Source organism: Paenibacillus sepulcri, from assembly GCF_042647105.1.
GTDB lineage: Bacteria > Bacillota > Bacilli > Paenibacillales > Paenibacillaceae > Paenibacillus_Z > Paenibacillus_Z sepulcri.
In genome coordinates this window covers 6,077,923-6,098,378 of record NZ_JBHRUP010000001.1, presented here as the reverse complement: position 1 = coordinate 6,098,378, position 20,456 = coordinate 6,077,923, and the positions used below count along the sequence as shown (strand labels likewise).

15 protein-coding genes are annotated in these 20,456 nt (G+C 53.8%); all 15 read right to left on the bottom strand.

Translation table 11 applies throughout. The annotated features are described in order from the left end of the window. Position 1: 1 nt before the first annotated feature. Complete coding sequence (locus tag ACFOLF_RS26640) at positions 2 to 1,093, bottom strand: isochorismatase family protein (protein WP_210044600.1); 1,092 nt, start codon at positions 1,091 to 1,093, stop codon at positions 2 to 4. Between the two features lie 23 nt (positions 1,094 to 1,116). After that, positions 1,117 to 2,769 (bottom strand): (2,3-dihydroxybenzoyl)adenylate synthase, encoded by a 1,653-nt coding sequence (locus ACFOLF_RS26635; RefSeq protein WP_210044599.1) that lies wholly within the window; start codon positions 2,767 to 2,769, stop codon positions 1,117 to 1,119. A gap of 29 nt (positions 2,770 to 2,798) precedes the next feature. Next, positions 2,799 to 4,031, bottom strand: a complete 1,233-nt coding sequence (gene dhbC / locus ACFOLF_RS26630) for an isochorismate synthase DhbC (protein ID WP_210044598.1) — start codon at positions 4,029 to 4,031, stop codon at positions 2,799 to 2,801. Positions 4,032 to 4,058: 27 nt separating this feature from the next. Continuing rightward, the gene (locus tag ACFOLF_RS26625; RefSeq protein ID WP_210044597.1) at positions 4,059 to 4,844 is read right to left on the bottom strand and encodes a 2,3-dihydro-2,3-dihydroxybenzoate dehydrogenase; all 786 of its coding nucleotides are present in this window, start codon (positions 4,842 to 4,844) and stop codon (positions 4,059 to 4,061) included. A 248-nt stretch (positions 4,845 to 5,092) separates the two neighbouring features. Then, positions 5,093 to 5,989 carry an alpha/beta hydrolase gene (locus ACFOLF_RS26620; protein ID WP_210044596.1) on the bottom strand — a complete coding sequence of 299 codons (897 nt, stop codon included), beginning with the start codon at positions 5,987 to 5,989 and terminating at the stop codon, positions 5,093 to 5,095. A gap of 259 nt (positions 5,990 to 6,248) precedes the next feature. Next, a complete protein-coding gene (locus ACFOLF_RS26615) occupies positions 6,249 to 7,004 on the bottom strand; it encodes an alpha/beta hydrolase (protein ID WP_379112936.1) in 756 nt (251 codons plus the stop codon). A gap of 17 nt (positions 7,005 to 7,021) precedes the next feature. Beyond that, the gene (locus ACFOLF_RS26610) at positions 7,022 to 7,579 is read right to left on the bottom strand and encodes a nitroreductase family protein (RefSeq protein ID WP_210044595.1); all 558 of its coding nucleotides are present in this window, start codon (positions 7,577 to 7,579) and stop codon (positions 7,022 to 7,024) included. Positions 7,580 to 7,623: 44 nt separating this feature from the next. After that, a complete protein-coding gene (locus ACFOLF_RS26605) occupies positions 7,624 to 8,646 on the bottom strand; it encodes a FecCD family ABC transporter permease (RefSeq protein ID WP_210044594.1) in 1,023 nt (340 codons plus the stop codon). After that, complete coding sequence (locus ACFOLF_RS26600; protein ID WP_210044593.1) at positions 8,639 to 9,646, bottom strand: FecCD family ABC transporter permease; 1,008 nt, start codon at positions 9,644 to 9,646, stop codon at positions 8,639 to 8,641. The genes ACFOLF_RS26605 and ACFOLF_RS26600 overlap by 8 nt, the downstream gene beginning before the upstream one ends. 21 nt (positions 9,647 to 9,667) lie before the next feature. Beyond that, positions 9,668 to 10,687 (bottom strand): iron-hydroxamate ABC transporter substrate-binding protein, encoded by a 1,020-nt coding sequence (locus tag ACFOLF_RS26595; RefSeq protein ID WP_210044592.1) that lies wholly within the window; start codon positions 10,685 to 10,687, stop codon positions 9,668 to 9,670. A 108-nt stretch (positions 10,688 to 10,795) separates the two neighbouring features. After that, positions 10,796 to 12,442: an ABC transporter substrate-binding protein gene (locus ACFOLF_RS26590; protein WP_210044591.1), complete on the bottom strand. Its 1,647-nt coding sequence runs from the start codon at positions 12,440 to 12,442 to the stop codon at positions 10,796 to 10,798. A gap of 206 nt (positions 12,443 to 12,648) precedes the next feature. Continuing rightward, a complete protein-coding gene (locus ACFOLF_RS26585; RefSeq protein WP_210044590.1) occupies positions 12,649 to 13,398 on the bottom strand; it encodes a 4'-phosphopantetheinyl transferase family protein in 750 nt (249 codons plus the stop codon). Positions 13,399 to 13,859: 461 nt separating this feature from the next. Continuing rightward, on the bottom strand, positions 13,860 to 17,327 hold the full coding sequence (locus ACFOLF_RS26580) for a glucuronyl esterase domain-containing protein (protein ID WP_210044581.1): 3,468 nt from the start codon (positions 17,325 to 17,327) through the stop codon (positions 13,860 to 13,862). Positions 17,328 to 17,835: 508 nt separating this feature from the next. Next, positions 17,836 to 19,482 carry an extracellular solute-binding protein gene (locus tag ACFOLF_RS26575; RefSeq protein ID WP_379112938.1) on the bottom strand — a complete coding sequence of 549 codons (1,647 nt, stop codon included), beginning with the start codon at positions 19,480 to 19,482 and terminating at the stop codon, positions 17,836 to 17,838. A gap of 96 nt (positions 19,483 to 19,578) precedes the next feature. Further along, positions 19,579 to 20,451 (bottom strand): carbohydrate ABC transporter permease, encoded by an 873-nt coding sequence (locus ACFOLF_RS26570; protein WP_210044568.1) that lies wholly within the window; start codon positions 20,449 to 20,451, stop codon positions 19,579 to 19,581. Between the last annotated feature and the right edge of the window lie 5 nt (positions 20,452 to 20,456).

Genomic DNA, 20,456 nt, shown 5'->3' with positions numbered 1-20,456 from the left:
TCTACCCCCTCCGCCAAGCGAAATAATCGGTGTTCGGCAGTGCCGGCAGCGAACGCGAAGACAGCAGCTTCCACCAGTCGATAAGCGTTGGCCGCTCGGCCAGTTCCACGAAGGTAATCCCGGCGCCGGTATACCTCCAACGCTCGACTAGACTCATAATTCTTATGGAATCGAGCCCTTTTTCATGAACCAGATCATCGTGATCGCCTACTTCGGCGGGTGATTCCTGCAAAAGCTCAGCGACCTGCTCGCGTATAAGGTCCAGTGTGAGCGGCAGACTGCCGTCTTCTGCTAAGGCTTGGGTGGAATCGCTTGCCGAGGCCTTTCCTTCATCGGAAGCCGCGGCCGATTCATCCGCCGTTCCGGCTGCTCTACCCGATTCCGCACCGCCTCCTTCGCCCGTCGTTATGACGGCTTCATTAAGCGCCTGGTCCGCCTGGTCCGCCGCGTCCTGCGCCGTCCGCAGCTTGTCGAGCAGCTGCTGCATCGAGGTCGCGACCGCGCAGCGATCCGCCGCGTACTTTATCGCCATCCGATGATGCTCCAATGTAAAATCCGCCACCGCATCGGCGACAAAGAACGGCTCCACCTCCTGCATAAATGCGTCGCACGCGGTCAGCAGGCAGCCGATATGGGCATAAATACCGCATACGATCAACTGATCGCGGCCTTGTCCGTTCAATAGTTCCAGCAGATTCGTTTTGCGGAATGCGCTGTACCGCCACTTTGTCAGAACGATATCCTGCTGCTCCGGCGCAAGCTCCTCTATGATCCGCTTCTGATAAGGCCCGCCGTTAATGCCCGCTCCCCAGAAGTCCTGCAGCAGCCCCCGCTGCTGGAGCGTTTGTCCGCCGGGCTGCGCCGTATAGACGACAGGAATGCCGAATTCCACGCATTGCTTCCGCAGCATAGAGATATTCGCGACAAGCTCGTTCACGGGCGATTCCCCAGGTGTAAAAGCATCGACAAAATATTGCTGCATATCGTGAATGAGCAGGACGGCGCGTTTCGGATCGGGCGACCATGACACTTTATTCTCCGGCAATTCGGAGGCAGTTGGCATCGTATAAGGTAAAATGGAAGGTAAAGCCATACAAAATCCCTTCTTTCGTTAATTTAATGAGCGCTGTCGCCGCTAAACGATACGCGGTTCCCGGCAGCGGCCAGCAGCTTCCGGGCGATAACCTCGCGCAGCGCCTTTTTGCTTACCTTGCCTACCAGGGTCTGCGGAAATGATTCGACCCACTCCACCCGGTCGGGAATTTTATAAGGCGCCAGACCCCGTTCCCGCAAAAATTTTTTCAGCTCGGCAGCTGATGGCGGATGTCCGCGGGGGATGACGAATGCGCAGGACCGTTCACCGAGAAACTCGTCGGGCATCGAAACGACCGCCGCATCAAGAACGGCAGCATGCGCCAGGAGATGATTCTCGACCTCCTCGGCTGCGACCTTGTCACCGCCGCGGTTGATCTGATCCTTTGCCCGCCCTTCCACAACGAGATAGCCGGTCTGAGTCAGCCGCGCCAGATCCCCGGTCCGATAAAAACCGTCAGAAGTAAATGCCTTGGCGTTATGCTCCTTGGCCTTGTAATACCCGCGGATCGTGTAAGGTCCGCGCGTCAACAAATGCCCGGTCTCACCCGGCTTCACTTCGCAATCGTCCTCATCGACCAGGCGGATCTCGTCGTAAGGCGACATCGGCCTGCCCTGGGTACCCACGATGACCTCCTCAGAGTCGTCCAATCTTGTATAATTGACCAGTCCTTCAGCCATCCCGTACACCTGCTGCAGCATGCAGCCGAGGACGGGACGAACGCGGCGCGCCGTTTCCACGCTGAATTTGGCCCCGCCCACCTGCAGCACCTGAAGACTGGACAGGTCGCTGCTAAGCGATGACGACGCCTCCAGCCAGATCATCGCAAGGGGCGGGACCAGTGCCGTGATCGTGACGCGTTCCCGCTCAATAAGAGGGAATGCCTCGTCCGGGCTTGGACCCGGGGCGAGAACGACTTTGCCGCCGGCATACAGCGTGCCGAGTACACCCGGCGAGCTTAGCGGATAGTTGTGGGCGGCCGGAAGCGCGGCAAGGTACACGCTGCTTTCGTCGAGGCCGCATATTTCGGCGCTGACACGCAGGCTGTATATATAGTCGTCATGTGTCCGGGGAATCAGCTTCGGCAGTCCCGTGCTTCCTCCGGAGAGCTGAAGGAAAGCGACATCACCGGAGCTTACTTTGGGAAAGCTCCCGTGAGCTGAAGCTGCATACAGACCGGCGAGCGCCGCGAATTCCTCCGATGCGCCCGCCACGATGACGCGAAGCGCCGGTACGCGGTCCTGGATCTGTCTGGCCAGCTCTCTGTAATCAAAGCCTGCGTGAACGTCCGGTATAATGTATGCGGCCGCTTCGGTAAACTCGCAGAAGTAGGTGATTTCTGCACTCCGGTGCAACGGCAAGGCGAAGACCGGCAGAGCGCCGATCCGGAACAGCGCGAAGATGACCTCAATGAACTCCGCGATGTTGGGCAGCTGGACGATGACGCGATCCATTGGCTTGATGCCAAGCTCAAGGAAACCCGCCGCCAGCCGGCCGGCTCTAGCATCCAGCTCGCCGTAGCTCATACGGCTGTCTCCGCAGACGATGGCAGTGCGGTCTCCATGACGGACCGCCAGAACCCGCAGCAGCTCTCCGAATGTCTCCCCTTGCCAGCAGCCCGTCTCTTTGTACCTTCGGGCAAATTCCTCCGGCCACGCCGGGCATCTATCGAACATAATTGATCCCTCCTTCTTCATTATTCTGGCTATTCGTGACTCAGACCCATAGCGCGCAGCAGCGTGCGAAACTTGGCGGATGTTTCCGCCAGCTCCGCCGCGGGGACAGATCCCGCGACAATCCCGGCTCCCGCGTACATGCGGACCGACCTGTCTTCGACCTCCGCGCAGCGGATCGTGACCGCCCACTCGCCGTCGCCGGCCGCATCGCACCAGCCGACCATACCCGTATAAAATTCCCGGTCGAACGGTTCGATTTCGCGAATCGCTGCCCGCGCCAGCCCGGTCGGCGTTCCGCAGACAGCCGGAGTCGGATGCAGCGCAGCAGCAAGCTCGATCGAAGAGATGGAGGGATCATCCAGCTCACCTCTGATCTCACTCGACAGATGCCACATCGTCGGGGTTCGAATAAGAGATGGCTTTGCCGGAGCTTCCAGGTTCCGGCAGTAGATTCGAAGCGCTGCAGCGACGGCATCGACGACAACCGCATGCTCATGCAGATCTTTCCGGGACATGAGCAGTTCGGCCGCCCGCCGTTCGTCCTCGACCGGATCGTCGCTGCGGGGCATAGACCCCGCCAGGGGATTGGACAACACATGCAGCCCTTTCCTTGAAACGAGCAGTTCCGGACTGGCTCCGATCAGTGTTCGCTTGCCTGACCCTGCGGTAGAGGAATCCGAATAAAGCCCGCTTGTTGCCCGTCTGGGCAAATCTGCGGCGAACGTATAGCCGGACGCATTATTCCGGGCCAGATTGCGAAGCAGCTGATTAACATCGACTGCCGACGACGAGGTCAGTTCGAGCGTTCGTGACAAGACCACCTTCGAGATATTGCCGATTCCAAGCAGCGCCAGCACCCGCTCCACGCCTCGCTCGTATATTGCCGGTTCCGGCACATCTTGTATTTCATAAGACGCTCCTGCAGGCCGCTGCGCTTGAGCAGATGGATCGATTTGAAGCGGACCTGCCAACCGGATAGCCATCGGCACAACAAGCCGGGCCGGCATCGTATCGTCGAAGGGCACTGCGCCTGCGACGATCGGGATGCCCTGTCCGGATTGCCTGACGTTCTTCAGCAGCTCCGTCACGCGCCCCGGCAGCAGCTTCAATTCATTCGGCCCCTGCCCGCCCGGCACGACGACGGATACGCCCTGCGTCAGCAGGGTCTGCTTCCGCGACGACAAGAAAAAGGAAGAGCCTGCCCGATAATCATCAAGAAGGTCATTGGCATGCGCCGCGGAGATAACATTTTGTTCCATCATTGCTTTGGCCTCCTTTGACAATCGTTTTTAAACTCCCAAAGCAGCGCCGCCATCGACGCGCAAATCCTGCATCGTAATATGACGTGCGCGGTCGGAAGCCAGGAAGAGAACCGCATCGGCAATATCCGATGTCTCAGCCAGCTTCTGCAGCGGGATTCCGACCCGAAAGCTTTCAAGCGAGCCGGCAATCACGGCTTCCCCTCCGCTCTCATCCGGCCAGAGCGACCACTGCATCGCGGTTTCGGTCGAACCCGGCGACACGATATTGCAGCGGATATGATGCCGGGCAAGCTCAAGCCCCAGACATTTGGTGAACATTGTCGCGGCCGCTTTGGAGGCCGCATAAGCGGCCATCCGCATGCGCGGAACATCGGCGGCATTGGAGCCGACCGTAATGATCACTCCCGACTTGCGCGGTGTCATCCGCTGCGCTGCCGCACGGCATACATGGAATACGCCGGACGAGTTGACCGCAAAAATCGTTTCCCATTCCTCGTCGCTGATCGACTCGACTGGATTCGTCCGCAGTACTCCGGCGACATTGACTACAATTTCAATGGGGCCAAGCTCACGCTCGATCTGCCCTACAGCTTCATTAATGTCCGCGCTGTCGCTCACATCCGCATGAAATGCCGCCGCATGGCTTCCGCCTGCCGCAAGCTCGCTCACAAGCCGGATAAGCCCTTCGGCGTTCCGGTCTACGGCGGCGACAACAGCCCCGTGTGCGGCGAGCGCACGCGCTACCGCTTCCCCGATACCTTGGGCAGCGCCAGTTACGAGCGCAACCTTGCCTTCTATGTCGATAAAATCCATAGCATCCTGTCCTCTCCTCGAGTTTAGAGCCGCTTCCATGCCCGGGACTCCATAAAATACGGAGCTCATGGCCGGTATGGCAACCGCCTTGTGTGCTTGCGCTAACCGACCGCATCTGTTTTTTAGCCGGCATCACCCTCTCATCGTAGTCCGGGATTAATTGATAATAATAATCATTATCAATTAATCCCAACAATGCTGCCTGTTAAGCTCCGATTCTCAGCCCAGTCTCCCGTTGGGGATTCCTCTCAGAACTGTCCGCCGTCTGGCGGGGCCGCCCTGCCGGACGTGTCCTTCAACGCAAACCTGACGGCATGGCTGATCAGGACCGGAAGCACCGATATGTGGCCTTCGCCTTCAAATTCCTTGTAAAGGGCGCTTACTCCGCGATCCGCGAGTGCAGACAAGCGTTCGCACAGCTCGCGCGCATTATCGTTGATCCGGCTTTTATGGGTTTGCTCCAGTTCCCCGGCCGCCACATATACGCGGGTCTCCAGCCGCTCCCGCTCCAGGCGGGCAGCGAATTCCCGCTCCTTCGCCTCCAGGAAGCGCTTGTTCCAGTGAATCGACGGACTGCCCGCCACATAGGTCCGGAACGCCTGCGGTTTGACGAAAAGCATGTGCAGGACAAATAGGCCTCCAAGGGAATGGCCGAAAATCGTTTGCCGGGCACGATCGATTCTGAATTCGCGCTCGATTGCAGGCTTCAAATCCCCTTCAATGAACTGCAGGAACGCCTCCGCTCCCCCTTGGCGCGGCCATACCCGGCCACCGGGTGACTGAGGCAGTTCGGCTGCGTCAACCGGCATCGTAAAATCATAATGGCGGGCAGACGAGAACGGAAGTTCCGTATCGTAACCGATGCCCACAATAATCGCCGGAACGACCCCTGTCTTGTCCGTGCGGCTTGCCAGAACACGCATCGTCTCCACCATCGTCCCGAATACGGCATTGGCGTCAAGCAGGTAAATAACCGGAAAGCCCGCAGGCGGCGCTTCTTCGCCGGGATAGGCTACGCAAATCCGGTATTCGCTTCTGCCGTCGCGCGAATGCATGACGCGCTGCACGGTTCGCGGGATCGTAACCCTGCCGTCCCTTGCCGTCGTTTCCTTATTTGCCGCCCCTTCGTTTAATTGTCCAGCCATCGGGCATTCATTCCTTCTCAGTATTTTTGTGACGAACAAGAAGAAACGGCTTCGCCGTCCTTTGGCGGCAAAAGTTAGTTTCTTCCCTCAGAAATATAAGCAAAGTATAGCGAAATTTTTACTTTCTTATATTTCGAGAAGAAACGGCTTCGCCGTCCTTTGGCGGCAAAGTCAGCTTCTTCCTCATGCCTTATAGAAATTTATAGGCGTGTCGGATCCCGCAATCAAGGGGAGGTCCCTTCCATGTATTGCTGCTGTTTTATTCTCCCGCGAATAACCATTTCACTGCTTCGGGGAACCGTTTCACGAAAAATGCGGGGCCATGCGGCATCCCCTCCTCTTCAACAAACCGCAGCCGGTCACCGGTGAGTCCGATGCCAGCCAATATGGCATGCGCCCTTCGTGTGTTCGGAACCATATCCTTTTGAATACTCTGCTTCCCAGATCCTTCCTCGCTGCCGACATCCATATAAACTTTCAAATCTGAATAATCAATCTTTTCTGTTTGCATAAAGTCGATAAAATCTTCGTACCAGAGTGATCCGGATATTGAACCGATTCTGCCTATAACATTCGGATATAAATAAGCTGTGTACAGCGAGATCAGTCCGCCGAGCGACGCTCCGATCATGCCTGTCGATTGCGGGCGGCTGTCCGTCCGGTATGCCCGGTCGATATACGGTTTCAATTCAGCCGTGAGAAATGCCGCATAGCCGAAGCCCTTTCCGCCGAAATCCGCAAATTGCTCCGATAACGCCTTCGCCGGCCAGGGCGTGTATTCATCAAGCCGGTTGCCCGGTTCAACGCCAACAAGCATCAGCTCGCCGAGCACGCCGTCCGCGAACATCCGCTCCAGTCGGATCAGGACGTCATTATGCTGCGGATCAAACAGGGTACAGCCGTCCTGTACGTACGCCACAGGGAAGGATGACCGGCTGCCGTCATAGGACGGCGGCAGGTAAATCGCAAGCTCCCTCCCCTTGAACGATTCGCTAACCATGGTGCCGTTCATCATACCCTCCTGACCTTCGATCAAGCCTGATCGTATATTGTAATCAATTGAGAGGCGGGAATCCGGGGCCTCGCGGCCGGAATTTTGCCGGGATAGCCGATATGAAGATTGCCTACCGCTTTTTCCCCGGGCCGGATGCCCACCGCCTCGCGGAATAAGTCATCGTGGAGCCAGCCATATGTTTCCCATACCATGCCGATACCCTGCTCCCACGCGAGCAAGCTGAGATTATGGATGATGCAGCAGGTCGACGCGTAATCCTCTTCTCTCACCGTCAGTCTCGGATCTTCCTTCATCAGTACGGTCAGGATCATGGGGATGGCCATGATCTTATCGTAAAACCTTTGCCCGATGTCGCTGTTCTTCTCCGAGCCCGCTTCCTTCAGTTGACGGAGCGCGGAAGCGATCTTCCGGCGTCCCTCGCCATAGGTGAGAATAAACCTCCATGGCTGGGTCATGTGGTAATTAGGCACCCAGACAGCGGCTTCCAGCCACTGCGTCACCTGTTCCGGGGAGACGGGACGATCCTCGAAGCTGTGTACCGAACGGCGTTGCCGCAATAATTGGGCAAGCTCCATAATAATACCCTCCTTTTTAACCGTAGTGAGTTGTCCGGCATTCCTCAGGCTTTGGCCTTGTACAGCAAATACACAAAATAAGGGACGCCGATGATCGAAATGACGATTCCGACGGCCAGCTCGGCCGGAGCGAAGACCATTCTCGCGATACAGTCGGAGACGATAACCAGCGCCATACCCATCATGCCGCTGACGGGAAGAACGCGCTGGTAATGAATACCGACCAGCCTTCTGGCGATGTGAGGCGCCATCAGTCCGATGAATCCGATATTTCCCGATACGGAGACGCATACGCTCACGATCCCGATGCTGCCGAGCAGCAGCGTATTCTTATCCTTCTCCGTGGAGACGCCAAGGCTCTTGGCGCCATCCTCTCCCAGCTGAAGCAAGTCGATGATATACGCTTTTCGCATGATCATCGGAATGAGCACTATGAGCCATGGCAGCATCGAGACAATATAGGCCCAGTTGGCATTCCAGATGCTGCCTGTCAGCCATACGGCAGCCATCTCGAAGTCATGCGGATTCATCCTCAGCGAGAGAAACAGCGTCAGCGCCCCGAGACCGGAGCCGACTGCGATACCGACCAGAATGAGCCGCTGGGAATCCAGCTTCCCGTTCCGCCATGAAAAAAAATAAATGAGCGCTGCAGCTCCCAAACCGCCAATCAGGCCGAACAACGGCATCGACAGCGTGGACAGCCATCCAAGTGCGTTGAACCCGCCCTGGAAGAAGAACATAAAAAGGACGATTGCCGCTCCTGCACCCGCGTTGATGCCCAAGATTCCCGGATCGGCCAGCCCGTTTCTCGTCACTCCCTGGATGACGGCACCCGCGATGCCGAGAGCGAAGCCGACCAGCGCGGCAATGACGATACGGGGCAGCCTGAAATCGAATATAACCAGATCATAGTCGGGCGACGGATGGATCCGCAGCAGCGTCTTTGCCACATCCGTGACCGACATGTCGAATTGGCCGTTTGTCAGGCTGATATAGATCGCCCCCAGTATAAGGCCAAGGCTGGCGAGCATAACGAGCCAATAGCGGATCGCCGAATTTCTAGGCATCGCTCCCCCCTCCTCTCTTGCGAATCAAATAGAGGAAGAAAGGAACGCCGATCAAGGATGTGACGACACCGATCGGCGTCTCGAACGGATAATTCAGGAACCGGCTGCCTATGTCAGACAGTGCGAGAAAGATTGCTCCGAGCACCCCGGCGCAAGGAATAATCCAGCGGTAATCCAGACCGGTCAGAAATCGGGTTATATGCGGAATGATCAAACCGACGAAGCCGATTTTGCCGACAAGCGCAACGGAGACTCCGGTCAGAATAACGACGCTGGCGGTGGCGGCTGCCTTCACAAGCATCGTTCGTTGTCCGAGACTTATGGATATTTCCTCGCCCATGGACAAAATCGTAATCGACTTGGATATCCAGAGCGCCATTACGATTCCGGCCGCAGCAAATGGAATCGAGAGCAGCATCATATCGGGATCGATCTGATGCAGCCTGGCGTTGTACCAAAAGCTGATATTTTGCGAGATTTGAAAATACGAAGCAAATGCCGCCGAAATACTGCTCAGAAACGTTCCGATCACAGTGCCGATGATGGCCATTCGCACCGGAGTCATGCCGCCGGGAAGCAAAGACGCAAGCCCGAATGAAATGCCCGCCCCCAGAGCCGAGCCGGCGAAGGAAAACAGAATCAGCTCCAGGGAAGAGGAGCCCGGTATAAAAATCATGCACAGCGTAACGACAAATACCGAGCCGTCCGACACGCCCATAATCGAAGGGGACGCAAGATAATTTCTTGTCATCCCCTGCATGACGGCTCCCGATATGGCCAGAAATGCTCCAATCAGAAGCGCTCCAATCACCCTTGGCAAACGGGAGTGAATCACGATCTGGTGGTTCACATTGCCGGAATCGAAATGAAAGAGCGCATCCCATACCGTGCTCCAGCCAATGTCCTTGGCCCCGTAGAGGATGGATAAGAGAACGGTAAGCACAATCACAAACGGCGAGACCGCCAGAATAAAGACCGGTATTGGAATTCTTAGTCGCATATCGTCAGTACCCGCCTCGTCTTATTCGGTCCCCAGCTTCTCCACCGCAGCTTTCAGGAAATTGATTTTACTCCACGCCGTGCCGCCCTGCGCAAGCGGATCGACGACATTTACGAACACTTTGCCGTTTTTGACCGCATTAATGCTCTGCCAGATCGGATTGTTCTGCAGATCCTCCAGCGCTTTCGGCTGCTCCTTGTTCTCGTCCTCCGCGAACTGCACAAACAGATAATCCGGATTCATCTCGCTGAACTTCTCCAGAGAAATCGTCTCCTGCGCTTTAGCCGCTTTCACCTGATCCGGCACCTGCAGTCCCAAATCTTCATAGAGCGAGGGGTTGAAGAAAATATCCTGCTGATAAATCATAATGCTGCCGGTTCTGAGCCGGATGATGGCGATCTTCTTATCCTTCAAGCGTTCGCCGAGCTGGGCTTTCGCCGCCACAACATCCGCCTTGTAATTTTGCAGCACCTGCTCGGCCTGATCCTGCTTGCCTGTCAGCTCCGCGAGCAGGCGCAGGTTGGCTTCCCAGTTCGTCGAGATATGCGAGACGGGCATGGTCGGAGCGATTTTCGCCAGATTCTCGCTTACTTCCGGCTTGAATTTCGAGCTGCCGAGAATGACATCCGGTTTAAGCGTCAGAATCGTCTCCATATTCGGCTGGATTTTCTCCCCGATCGGCTTCGCTGAGCCCATGATGTCGGTGAACATGTCCGGAAACTTGCCGCCAATCGTGCTCGCGCCTATCGGCTGGACGCCCAGCACGAGCGCGTCTTCCATCGCTTCGAAGCTGCCGGTGATGACGATTTTGTCTGTTTTGGCCGGAACCGTGTAATCCTGATCGAGGTAATGGATGGTTCTGGTTTCGTTCGCGGCCGGTTCTTCCGTCTTCTGATCCGCGCTGTTATTTGTCGCCTTCTCCTCACCAGTGACAGCATTACCGCTTGCCGGCGCCGAATTTTCATTCTTGGCGCCACCGCAGGCCGCCAGAGACAAGCAAAATATAGCGATCAGACCTGCACCTAATACTCTCTTTTTCATGATTCTCGTAAATCTCCTCTCGCCTGCTGCAGTCTATTAATTGATAACGATTATCATTATTGATTATAAGGCAGGGCTTCCTATCCGACCATGGACGATATCCAGATTTCATTTTGGACGATTTCCTGATAGAAGCATCAGCGACTCATCTACGATTCTCTCATGCGCAACCGCGGAGTATTCACGCCATGGATGCGAAGGAATCGGATAGACCCGGTTGTTCCGGACTGCCTTCAATTCCTGCCACATGATCGAATGCTGCAGCGCTTGCCAATACGCAAGCGTCTCGTTCTCCTGGAATACCATCAGCAGCAAACGGTCGGCATCGATCCCGGCCAGCTGCTCCAGTGTAATCGGCTGGTCATAGACAGAGTCGCAAAGATAAGCGGGCGCCAGCTGCAAATCCTCGTAAAAAACCTCCTTCATGCTCCGGTTGCAGTGGATGTACAGCCGCTGCTTGGATATGCGCACAATGAGGAATTGGTCTTCCTTCACCGCGTGCTGCAGCTGCTCCCTGGCGGACTTCACCTTCCGGTCATAGCTTCGGAGCCAAAGCTCGGCTTCTGCCGATTCTCCCAAAAACTCGCCCGTCAGCCGCAAGTGCTCACGCCAGCCCATTACCGTCTCCGGCACATAGAACACAGACGATATCTGGTCGAGCCGCTCCTTCTCTCCCTCTTTCAATTCATCCATGCTGATAACCAGATCGGGATGCGCAAGCTGCAGCGTTTCGATATTTGACTCCCAATGCTGATTTTTGCGGTACGCGCTAAGATGGACGGGAATATCGCTCCGGTACTTCTTGTAATAGTAAGCCGTCCATTTCGGATGAAGCGGCGCAGCATACGGAATGATTTTGAGCGCGAGCAGCTGGCCGGTTATGGCGGAACCGTAGGCGGCGATTTTGCGGCGGCGGCTTTTCAGATAGACCGTAGGGGTCACGCCGACCTCCTTCTTGAATTTGCGGCTGAAATAAAATTCGTCGTTGTAGCCGACCTGATGGGCGATGTCCCGCAGCTTGGCACCGGACTGCGCCATGAATTGCTTGGCCCGGTTTATGCGCAGCTCTGTCAAATAATCGATCGCGCTTGTACCGTATGTTTTCTTGAACAAGTCGACAAAATATTTCGGACTGATATCCGCGATGCGCGCCAGTTGTTCTATCGTCAAATTTTCATTGTAACACTGCTCCATATGCGCCTTTGCCAGTTCCAGCGATGTACGCGAATCCTCCGGCTGGCGAAACGAGTTCTTCAATAGAAAATAGAGCATTTCCTGAAAAGCGAGCTGGCTGTGATAACGCTCCAGCCCATCCTGGCTGTGCCACTGGCTGTATATCGATTCGCATAATGCCGCCATTTGTCCGGCCGGATATACCGGCAGCTCGCCTGTCAACGACTGCAAACAAGCTTCCTTCACATAACGCACCCCCTCCTCATTGTGCTCCGTTTCCCGGAGTGCGTCGAAACGGAGGAGAAAGAGCTTCATACCATCGTTTTTTTCGGCTGAGATTCCGTAGGTTTGGCCGGGAGGACATACAATTGCGGCATCCGGTCTCAGCCGGCAGTCCAAGCTGTCCATCGTCAAGGAGCCTTGACCGCTGCTCACGGTCATGAGAACATGTGAAGCGGCAAACTGCTGCTCCGTCCGCCAGTCGCTGTCTGCCCGTATCAGCTCGATATCCCGCAAGCGGAACAGCAGCCCATCGAACACCAGAACCGGTTCTTTCTTCCTTACAGACTCAATATGATTCATCCTTCTCCACCATCCCTATTCTCAATACGCTAAGCTTCCGCCCTGTGCCACAAGGCTCCGCAGAGAGCAAGTCAATTTCCATTTATCTATATGATATTGATAATCATTATCATTACAAGTGTAACAAATTATAGGCTATTTTAAAAGCATTGCAAAAAAAGTCGTCCAAATCGGCTCTTCCGATTCATTCGACTGAGAAGACAAGCTTAAGGGTGACCCCGCCTTTTCCCTGCCTGCAGGAAATTATAAGGAGAACGGATGGATTCGAATCGCCGGAGAAGCTCTTCCTCGTCCCACACCGACGCTTCATCAGGGAACGAATCATGCATGGCGCATACCGCAAGCTCATATCCTGGGCAGCAATCGTACAGCCGAAAACTGCAATGCTGCAGCAGAAGCTCTGTGTTCAACTTAATTCCGGGGCTCCCGACGCTATCGTCAATAGAGAAGCTGAACGTATCAAGTCCAAGCCGCATCCCCCGCCCATCGGCCTTCATATAACTTTCCTTCAGCGTCCACAGCCGGTAGAAGGCCCTCGTACGCTCGACGCCTGTCAATCTATCGAGATCCGCCGCTTCCTGCTCCGTGAAAAATCGCCTTGCAATGCCGGGCTCAACCTCTTTGATCTGCTCTACATCAATGCCGACAGGCTGCCGGTCCGTGATGCAGGCCACCCACTCGCCTGAATGCGCAACGTTGAAATGAAAGTCTGCAATCCCTTCGAGCTGCGGTTTCCCGTTGTTGTCAGGCACGATCCGCAATGCCGAATTGGCTAGCCCGAGCTCCTCGCCAATCATGGTACGTATGAGCAGCTCCGCCATCAGTCCTAAATTAAAATCTTTGTTATGACGAAAACGCTGCAGCCTGTCCAGCTTTCCGGACGATATGTGCCCCAGCACTTCAGCATATCGCCCGCGGCTTTCTTCCGTATGGACACGCACTGCCGTCACTCTCATCCCGGTCCCCTCCTGCTCGCAATAATTCCCCCTGAACGAAGTCGATGGCCGCCTGCACGGGGTAATTGATATGGTTGAAGCTATTCATAGAATCCTCCGCGTTGTTTTGGAAAATAGGATATCATTAATCTGACCTTCCAGTAAAATCAATCATTTGTCAACCAAAAGTCTTGGATTTTAGCGTGAATATGGCCTAATTCCTGCCGACTGCTGCTCATCATATATGAGTCTGCTCTATTTGATTTAACCTGTCGTCTAAAAAAAATGCAAGAAAACCCAGACGCATATAGTCTGGGTTTTCTTGGTGGAGCCGACGGGCAGCAAGCCCTGATCGCTCCAATAACATTTCCGAGATCCTTATTGCTTAAACTGTAGTCATCCCGGCCATTTCATCTGCTCCTTAAACCCTTCGCATTCATAAATGCTGTTATCCCCCTGATGAGTTAAAATCTGCTCTATCATCACCAGTTAAGAATTTCTCTTGCCAACGTAACCAAATCCAGAATATCGATCGCTCCATCCGCATTCCTATCATAGTTCTTCACCGAATCCCAGTCTGCATCCGCCGACGTTTTGCCGTAAGCAGCCGCCATGATCGCCAGGTCGCCAATACTTATTTTGTTATCGTTGTTGCTGTCGCCTGGAATTTTCTCAATAACCGATGCTTTGAATGTCTGCAGAGCCTCGTTCAATGCGGACGCAGCCTGCTCCACCTCCGTTTGTGAAGCATCCTCATTGGCTGCCACGCCCTGGGCCAGATCAATTGCCGCTTGCAGAAGCGCTTTCGAGCCTGCAGGATACTGTCCTGGAAGCTTGCCCTCCACCGCATGATCGTGTGCCCCTTGCGCCTCGTCAATAAGCTCGTTCAGAGCCGTTTTATTGATAACGTCGATTTGTACATTATGAGTGGTTCCCTCAAGTGTCGATTCAACGCCTTCTTTGTTGGCCGCGATCACATTCGCAACCTTGATATTGGCGATACCGGCCGTGGCATCCGATTTCGCTTTGAAGGATAATGTAATCTGTCCGCCGTTCGGGTCAGCCTGAAGCTCACCAAGATGAATGCCAAGGATACGAAGCTTTCCTGGCTCATCCTCGTAATCGACGACAACGAATTTCTTATCGTCCGTCGAGACCGGAGGAGATACAAGCCCGATTAAGTCCGCATCGTATTCTATGGTGATATCCTGAGCCAGAATCTCGGCTTCGACCCCATTCAAGCCGTAAGTCAGGTCGAAGGATTGGCCTGCTTTGACGGCATCGGTCCCGTTCAAAACAACTCCCTCAGGCACAGGGCCTTCCAGTGTACGAATGTCAGCAGCAAGATTCTCTGCAGCGGAGCCAGTTTGGTTAACGGCAGCTACCTTGACATTATAGCTTGTTCCGGAAGCCAATTCGTTGAGCTGATATACATTATCCTCAGTGCTTCCAACGAGCTTGCCGTCAACAAACACGGAATAGCTTTGTGCATTATTGGCTTTAGGCCATGAAAGCAGGATTCTGTCACCGGAAACGCCGATCGCTTGATAGTTATCGACTGTCCAGGATGGAAGCTGATCATAGCTGCTTGTCGGCTCTCCTGCTTTTTTGAAGAAATTAAAGCTGAACGTGAGATCAGGGAAGAAATCAAGGAATCTCACACCGGTGAATTCTGCCGTTTGATAATTGGCCAATGAAACATCGTTAACGGCGACAGCATTGTTCGAATAGTAGCCTGGCGCAGGGAAATACCAATACGGCTCCTGGCCTTCCTGTGTATAACCAGAACGGTCGATCACTTCGCCGTTGAATTTCTCATTTCCGTTTACCTTCACTTTGACATTCGTCGGGTCTATTCTTGCGCCGAAAATGAATCTGACGCTGCTGCCGTTGTCAGCGGCAACATCATTGTTGTTTTTGACCGTGGTGATCAAAGGATCGAAAATAACCTTGGCATATTTGAACATGTTATTGCTGCCAAAGAATGTTATTTTGTTCGTAGCCACTTCGATGTATTGAACACCGTCCTTCAAGCCTGCGCCTTTGGCTACGAGCTTGTATGAACCGTATTCCTTCGTTTCCCCGGGCGAAAGCGTAATTTTCGCTTTTCCGTCTGCAACCGCAACGGTACGGATTAAAGCTCCAAATGGTTCATAAATGGAAATGGTATCCGCCGTTGTGCTCGCCGTAAACGAAGCGCCGTAGCCCTGCAGGAATCTGCTGGCATCAAGATCGATATTATAGTGGCCTGGAATCCCCCAGGGAATGGCATCATAAGAAGGCGTATACGGAGTGGTGTATGCGTTTGCATCCGCATATGCGGTGTTTGTCGCAGATGTAATCCCCAGGGACGACGCTTCAGTCCAGCGGATGTCCTGGTCAAGGATCGGATTATCGATACCGCGGAAATATTTCTGACCCATCATCAGCAAGGCGTTGCGGTTATACGAAGTAATGGTATGGCCCTGGACGGTAAGGGTAACCTGAGCGCGGCGCGGGTCAGCGCCAAGAAATTCATATACCTTTCTGGCGGCGAAGACAGATTGTGCCTGGCTTTCGGCAATCGTCCAGCCGTGTTCCGTACCGCCCATTACGATGACAGGACGCGGCGCCATCAGAGCAACCAGCGAGTTTGCGTCTACAGGCACTTTGAACAGGTCATCATAACCGGGAGTGGTTGTTCCTTCGAAGGTAATCCCGTCCTTTGGAACGGACAGTCCCCAAGGATACTGTTTGGCTGTGCCGGCCCCTCCGAATCCTTTGCCATCCGTATAGCCGTTCGTCGAACCGACAATGGCCATTTCTTGGAGATTCAGCGACGTCCATGAGCCGCTGCTCTGGCTTGCAGCCGGCATGGATTCGTTGGACTGGCCCATTCTCCATGGATAGACTCTGCCGTCATAGCCAAGACGTATACTTGCTGCGCCGAATTGACCGGATTGATCGGAGCCGCCGATTGCAATACGGGGCTCAAATGCCGCCATAGCCAACGAGAGCTTGCCCCCTATTGAGAGTCCCATCGTCATAACCTGCTTGGAATTAATCTCTGGGAAAAGCACCTTGCCGTCAGCAGCCACAACTTCCAGAGCGTCCATAAAACGGCGGACACCCCAGCTTTGGGCCGAAATGTAGGTAAAATCATTGGTTTTGGCATCGTACGGGAACAGATTATTCAGAATACCTGTTCTTGCCGCGTTCTGGCTGGCAAACGCCGGTATGGAGGCTGTAGCGTAACCGGCATTGGTATAAGCAGTGCCGCTATCGCCAATGACGAGCGGATAAGGAGCGGTAACGCCTGCGGCAGCGGCTTGTTCAGCCGTAGGCAGCGTAATGGTAACATCCACTGTCTGCGTAACTTCTCCAGCCTTCATTGTAATGGTAAGCTTGTTTCCGCTTCTCGTGGCGCTTAATTCCTCCGGCGCATCAGGAATATTGCCCATAAAGTAGGTCTGATACATCTCATCGAGCTCAGCCCGTCTTTCCGGCCACTGTGAAGGATCGGTCACCATCGTCCCGTCATAAAACCGGAAGGGGTTCGGAAGCTCATAGACCTTGTCCAATTCCGCTGCGCTTTTGAATTCTGTTGCAGACAACCACTTTGCATACAGGGTCCGGCTTTCAATTACAGGTGCATTGAAATAATAGGCGGATGTTAAATCTTCATTAGAGAACCAGCCTGCAAATTCTTTCCCCTCTCTTACAGGGTCAGCAGGTTTTTTTGCCGGTTCCCCGGCTGCAACACTTTGCTCCGGTACGGCATTGCCACCGTTTGTGTGGAATGAAACGGTAAAGTCAGCGGCAGCCAACTGAGCCGAGGCATATCCTCTGACGGAATACGCGGCTTTCTCCAGATTGCTGTCAGCCGAGCCTGCCTGCGCCGTGTTCAGGGGAACGGGCATGAGCATCAGAGCGGCCAGGATAAGGCCGATGATGCGTTTTGGCTTTTTCATTACAAACATCTCCTTTGTTAGAATTAATAGCACTTTGCATGTTAGTTGGCCTGTGAAAAATGCGGGACGCTGCGGTATTCAAGTCCCGGTTTGTGCTTGATATAGGCTGCGAGAATGTAACCCCCTGTCCTGTATTCAATTAGCTGCTTGTACCATGTATACAAGTCATACAAGCGCTTTCAAACAACTTATCATCTTCTTATCTATTTGAATATTATCCATTATCCTACGGCTAGCCTGTAATGAAACCAGCGATATTCCTGTCTAATAACCTTTCTCCTATTCATATCAAAATTCCAAAAACTATTGCTGCCGGAGCAGCAGAAGTTATACTTTCCGATATTTCAAAAAAAAAGAGAAACCGCCATAAACAGCAGTTTCCCTTATCCTTCAGAATCCACTACTCTGTTCTTCGCACAGCAGCTGCTTCCCTGCAGCTTTATTGAATCCCGCACTCAATACCTGCTTGGCAGTCTGCCGGACGGTTCCCAGCTTCCAATACGTGAACTTAAGGATTTTCCGACTTGAACGCTTTGCGTTTCTCGTCCATGACTTCCTGTCCGCCGATTTTCATATAATCCTGAACTTCCTTGTCGTAGACCTTGTCAAAGTCTGCTGTTTTCGCCGTTACGACTTTGACCATAATCTCGTCGTTTTTGGCATCCAGGGTGGTCGCATATTTGATCTCCGACTCAATTGGCGTTAAGACACGAGGCTTGACGATCCCGTCGGACATGCCTTTCTCGATACTCTCTACCGTAAAATCCTTAAATGCCGGATCGGATGCGTTCGCTTCGATATTCAGCTTTTCGTCCGTGTTGCTTACATATTTGCCGTTCAGAATAATGCAGTAATCGAAATAGTTATACAGTGTTTGATTGACCAAATCATTGTCAAGCGTATAGGGAAGACCGTTCTCCATCTTGTAGGTTTCGCCTTCCGTACCGTTCTGCAGCGTAATAATATTTTCCGGCTGGGACATCCAGTCCAGGTATTTGACTGCGGCCTCGGCGTTTTTGCTGGCCTTCGGAACCAAAATATACATGCCGTTCGGGGAATACACCGGCTTGGGATGCTTGCCGTTTGCGTCCGTGAACGGGTCAATCAGCGCCAAGCTTGCGTTCGGATCCGCCTTCTTCAATTCCGTGTAATACCCCATGTATACGGGCTCGTTGGTATTCGGTGTAGCGGCGCCGACCCGGCCATTGATCAGGTCCTTCTGGAACTGCTGCGTATCCTTGTTCATTTGCAGCGGGAAGTCGGGATCGATCAGTCCTTCATTATACAGCTTGTTCAGGAAACGGTAGGCTTCCTTATTTCCCGGCATCAGCCATTCCGCATTCGCATACAGGTCTTCCTGCGAGATTTTATCCCACTCCCAGAACGAATACTGCAGGGCGTGCATATGGAAATAGTCGATATAGCCGTATGGAATGACGTTGTCGCCGGATTTTCCCGGTTTCTTCTCCTTGAACGCTTTCAATGTTTCGTAAAATTGTTCTGTCGTTTCTGGCAGCGGCAAATTGAGCTCCTTCAGCCAATCCTCGCGGATAAACGTCGTCATTTGCGCGGTCAGCACGCGTTTTGCCGGAACCGTGTACTGCTTGCCGTCAAATATCCCGTAACTGAGGAGCTCATCGCCCATCGTCTTCTTCAGGTTCGGGCCAAACTGCTCGATCAAGGGGCCAAGATCGGTCAACCCGCCGTCTTTGACATATTTCTGAACGGTTGGCTGGTCATACGTGTAGGCGATATCCGGAGCCTGGTTGGCGGCCATCAGCACGTTCAGCTTATCCACCTCCTGCGAGCGCGGGACGGTGACGAACTCCACCTTGATGTTGTTCGGATCGCCGAAATTCTTTTGAATAAACTGGGTCATAAAGTTGTCCGTGATAGGCGGCGCTCCAGCCGGCGTGTTGTTGCGGTCAAACAGCTCTACCCGCAGTGTGATTGGATCTCCTTTAGGCTCTTCTGCTGCCGGCTTGTTCTCATCCCCCTGATTGTCCGCTGGCGCTTCAGTCGGCGTGTTCGCCGGCGTGTTTGCTGGCGCTGTGCCGTTGTCCGAATTGTTGCCGCTGCTGCAGCCTGCCAATACGGATGCAAACAATAGCAAGGTGAACATAATCATGCCTGTTTTTCGGATTGCGATTTTCATCAGACTTTGGCTCCCTTCATATTTTGGTTTTTTTCTATCTATAGCAACCTTCGCGAGGACGGCTTAAGGGCCGTATGATCTGACGAAGAGCGACTATCAGCCTTTGACTGCCCCGATCATCATGCCTGAGATAAAATACCGCTGCAGCCATGGATAGATAAGAAGAATGGGCAGGGTTGCGAACATAATGGACGCTGCCTTGAGGCTCTCCGGCACCGGAGCAGCGGCATTCATCCCCTCTGCGGTAGCCATATCAATGACCTGACTGTTGATAACCATCTCGTACAGCCTCAATTGAAGCGGGTACAGCTCCGATTTGGTGATATACAGAAGCGCGTCCATAAACCCGTTCCAGCGTCCTACGGCGTAGAACAGGCTGAGCGTAGCCAGCACCGGGAGAGACAAGGGCAGCACCAGTCGGATCAGAATCTTGAAATGGCCTGCTCCGTCCATACGCGCAGATTCTTCCAGCTCCAGTGGAATAGAAGAGAAGAACGTCTTGATAATGAGCAGATAGAAGGCATTAATCGCTCCCGGCAGAATGAGCGCCCAGACCGTATCGAGCAGATGCAGGTTTTTGATCAGCAAATATTCCGGAATGATGCCGCCGCTGAAGAACATGGTCAGCACGATGATGAGCAGAAACAGGGTTCTCCCCTTCAGCCTCTCTTTGGTTAGCGGGTAAGCAGCCATAACCGTCATAATCATAGAGAAAACGGTAAACAGCGTGACAAGCCCGATGGTAAACACCAGGGAGCGAATCATTTCCGGATTGCCGAATACGGTCTTGTAAGCCGTCAAATCGATGTCCATGGGAATAATGGTGACCTTGCCGGCCATGATCGGGCTGTTGGAGCTGAGCGACAGGGCGAAGATATGGAGCATAGGCACGAGGCATAATACTCCCGCTACGGTGATAAAGCATATAATGATCGCATCGACGACTCTTTCGTTTCCTTTTCTGGTCATAATTC

What these genes read in the sequence shown, in the direction of transcription:
- ACFOLF_RS26640 (WP_210044600.1), bottom strand. Translation starts at nt 1,093, where the DNA reads ATGGCTTTACCTTCCATTTTACCTTATACGATGCCAACTGCCTCCGAA.
- ACFOLF_RS26635 (WP_210044599.1), bottom strand. Translation starts at nt 2,769, where the DNA reads ATGTTCGATAGATGCCCGGCGTGGCCGGAGGAATTTGCCCGAAGGTAC.
- dhbC (WP_210044598.1), bottom strand. Translation starts at nt 4,031, where the DNA reads ATGATGGAACAAAATGTTATCTCCGCGGCGCATGCCAATGACCTTCTT.
- ACFOLF_RS26625 (WP_210044597.1), bottom strand. Translation starts at nt 4,844, where the DNA reads ATGGATTTTATCGACATAGAAGGCAAGGTTGCGCTCGTAACTGGCGCT.
- ACFOLF_RS26620 (WP_210044596.1), bottom strand. Translation starts at nt 5,989, where the DNA reads ATGGCTGGACAATTAAACGAAGGGGCGGCAAATAAGGAAACGACGGCA.
- ACFOLF_RS26615 (WP_379112936.1), bottom strand. Translation starts at nt 7,004, where the DNA reads ATGATGAACGGCACCATGGTTAGCGAATCGTTCAAGGGGAGGGAGCTT.
- ACFOLF_RS26610 (WP_210044595.1), bottom strand. Translation starts at nt 7,579, where the DNA reads ATGGAGCTTGCCCAATTATTGCGGCAACGCCGTTCGGTACACAGCTTC.
- ACFOLF_RS26605 (WP_210044594.1), bottom strand. Translation starts at nt 8,646, where the DNA reads ATGCCTAGAAATTCGGCGATCCGCTATTGGCTCGTTATGCTCGCCAGC.
- ACFOLF_RS26600 (WP_210044593.1), bottom strand. Translation starts at nt 9,646, where the DNA reads ATGCGACTAAGAATTCCAATACCGGTCTTTATTCTGGCGGTCTCGCCG.
- ACFOLF_RS26595 (WP_210044592.1), bottom strand. Translation starts at nt 10,687, where the DNA reads ATGAAAAAGAGAGTATTAGGTGCAGGTCTGATCGCTATATTTTGCTTG.
- ACFOLF_RS26590 (WP_210044591.1), bottom strand. Translation starts at nt 12,442, where the DNA reads ATGAATCATATTGAGTCTGTAAGGAAGAAAGAACCGGTTCTGGTGTTC.
- ACFOLF_RS26585 (WP_210044590.1), bottom strand. Translation starts at nt 13,398, where the DNA reads ATGAGAGTGACGGCAGTGCGTGTCCATACGGAAGAAAGCCGCGGGCGA.
- ACFOLF_RS26580 (WP_210044581.1), bottom strand. Translation starts at nt 17,327, where the DNA reads ATGAAAAAGCCAAAACGCATCATCGGCCTTATCCTGGCCGCTCTGATG.
- ACFOLF_RS26575 (WP_379112938.1), bottom strand. Translation starts at nt 19,482, where the DNA reads ATGAAAATCGCAATCCGAAAAACAGGCATGATTATGTTCACCTTGCTA.
- ACFOLF_RS26570 (WP_210044568.1), bottom strand. Translation starts at nt 20,451, where the DNA reads ATGACCAGAAAAGGAAACGAAAGAGTCGTCGATGCGATCATTATATGC.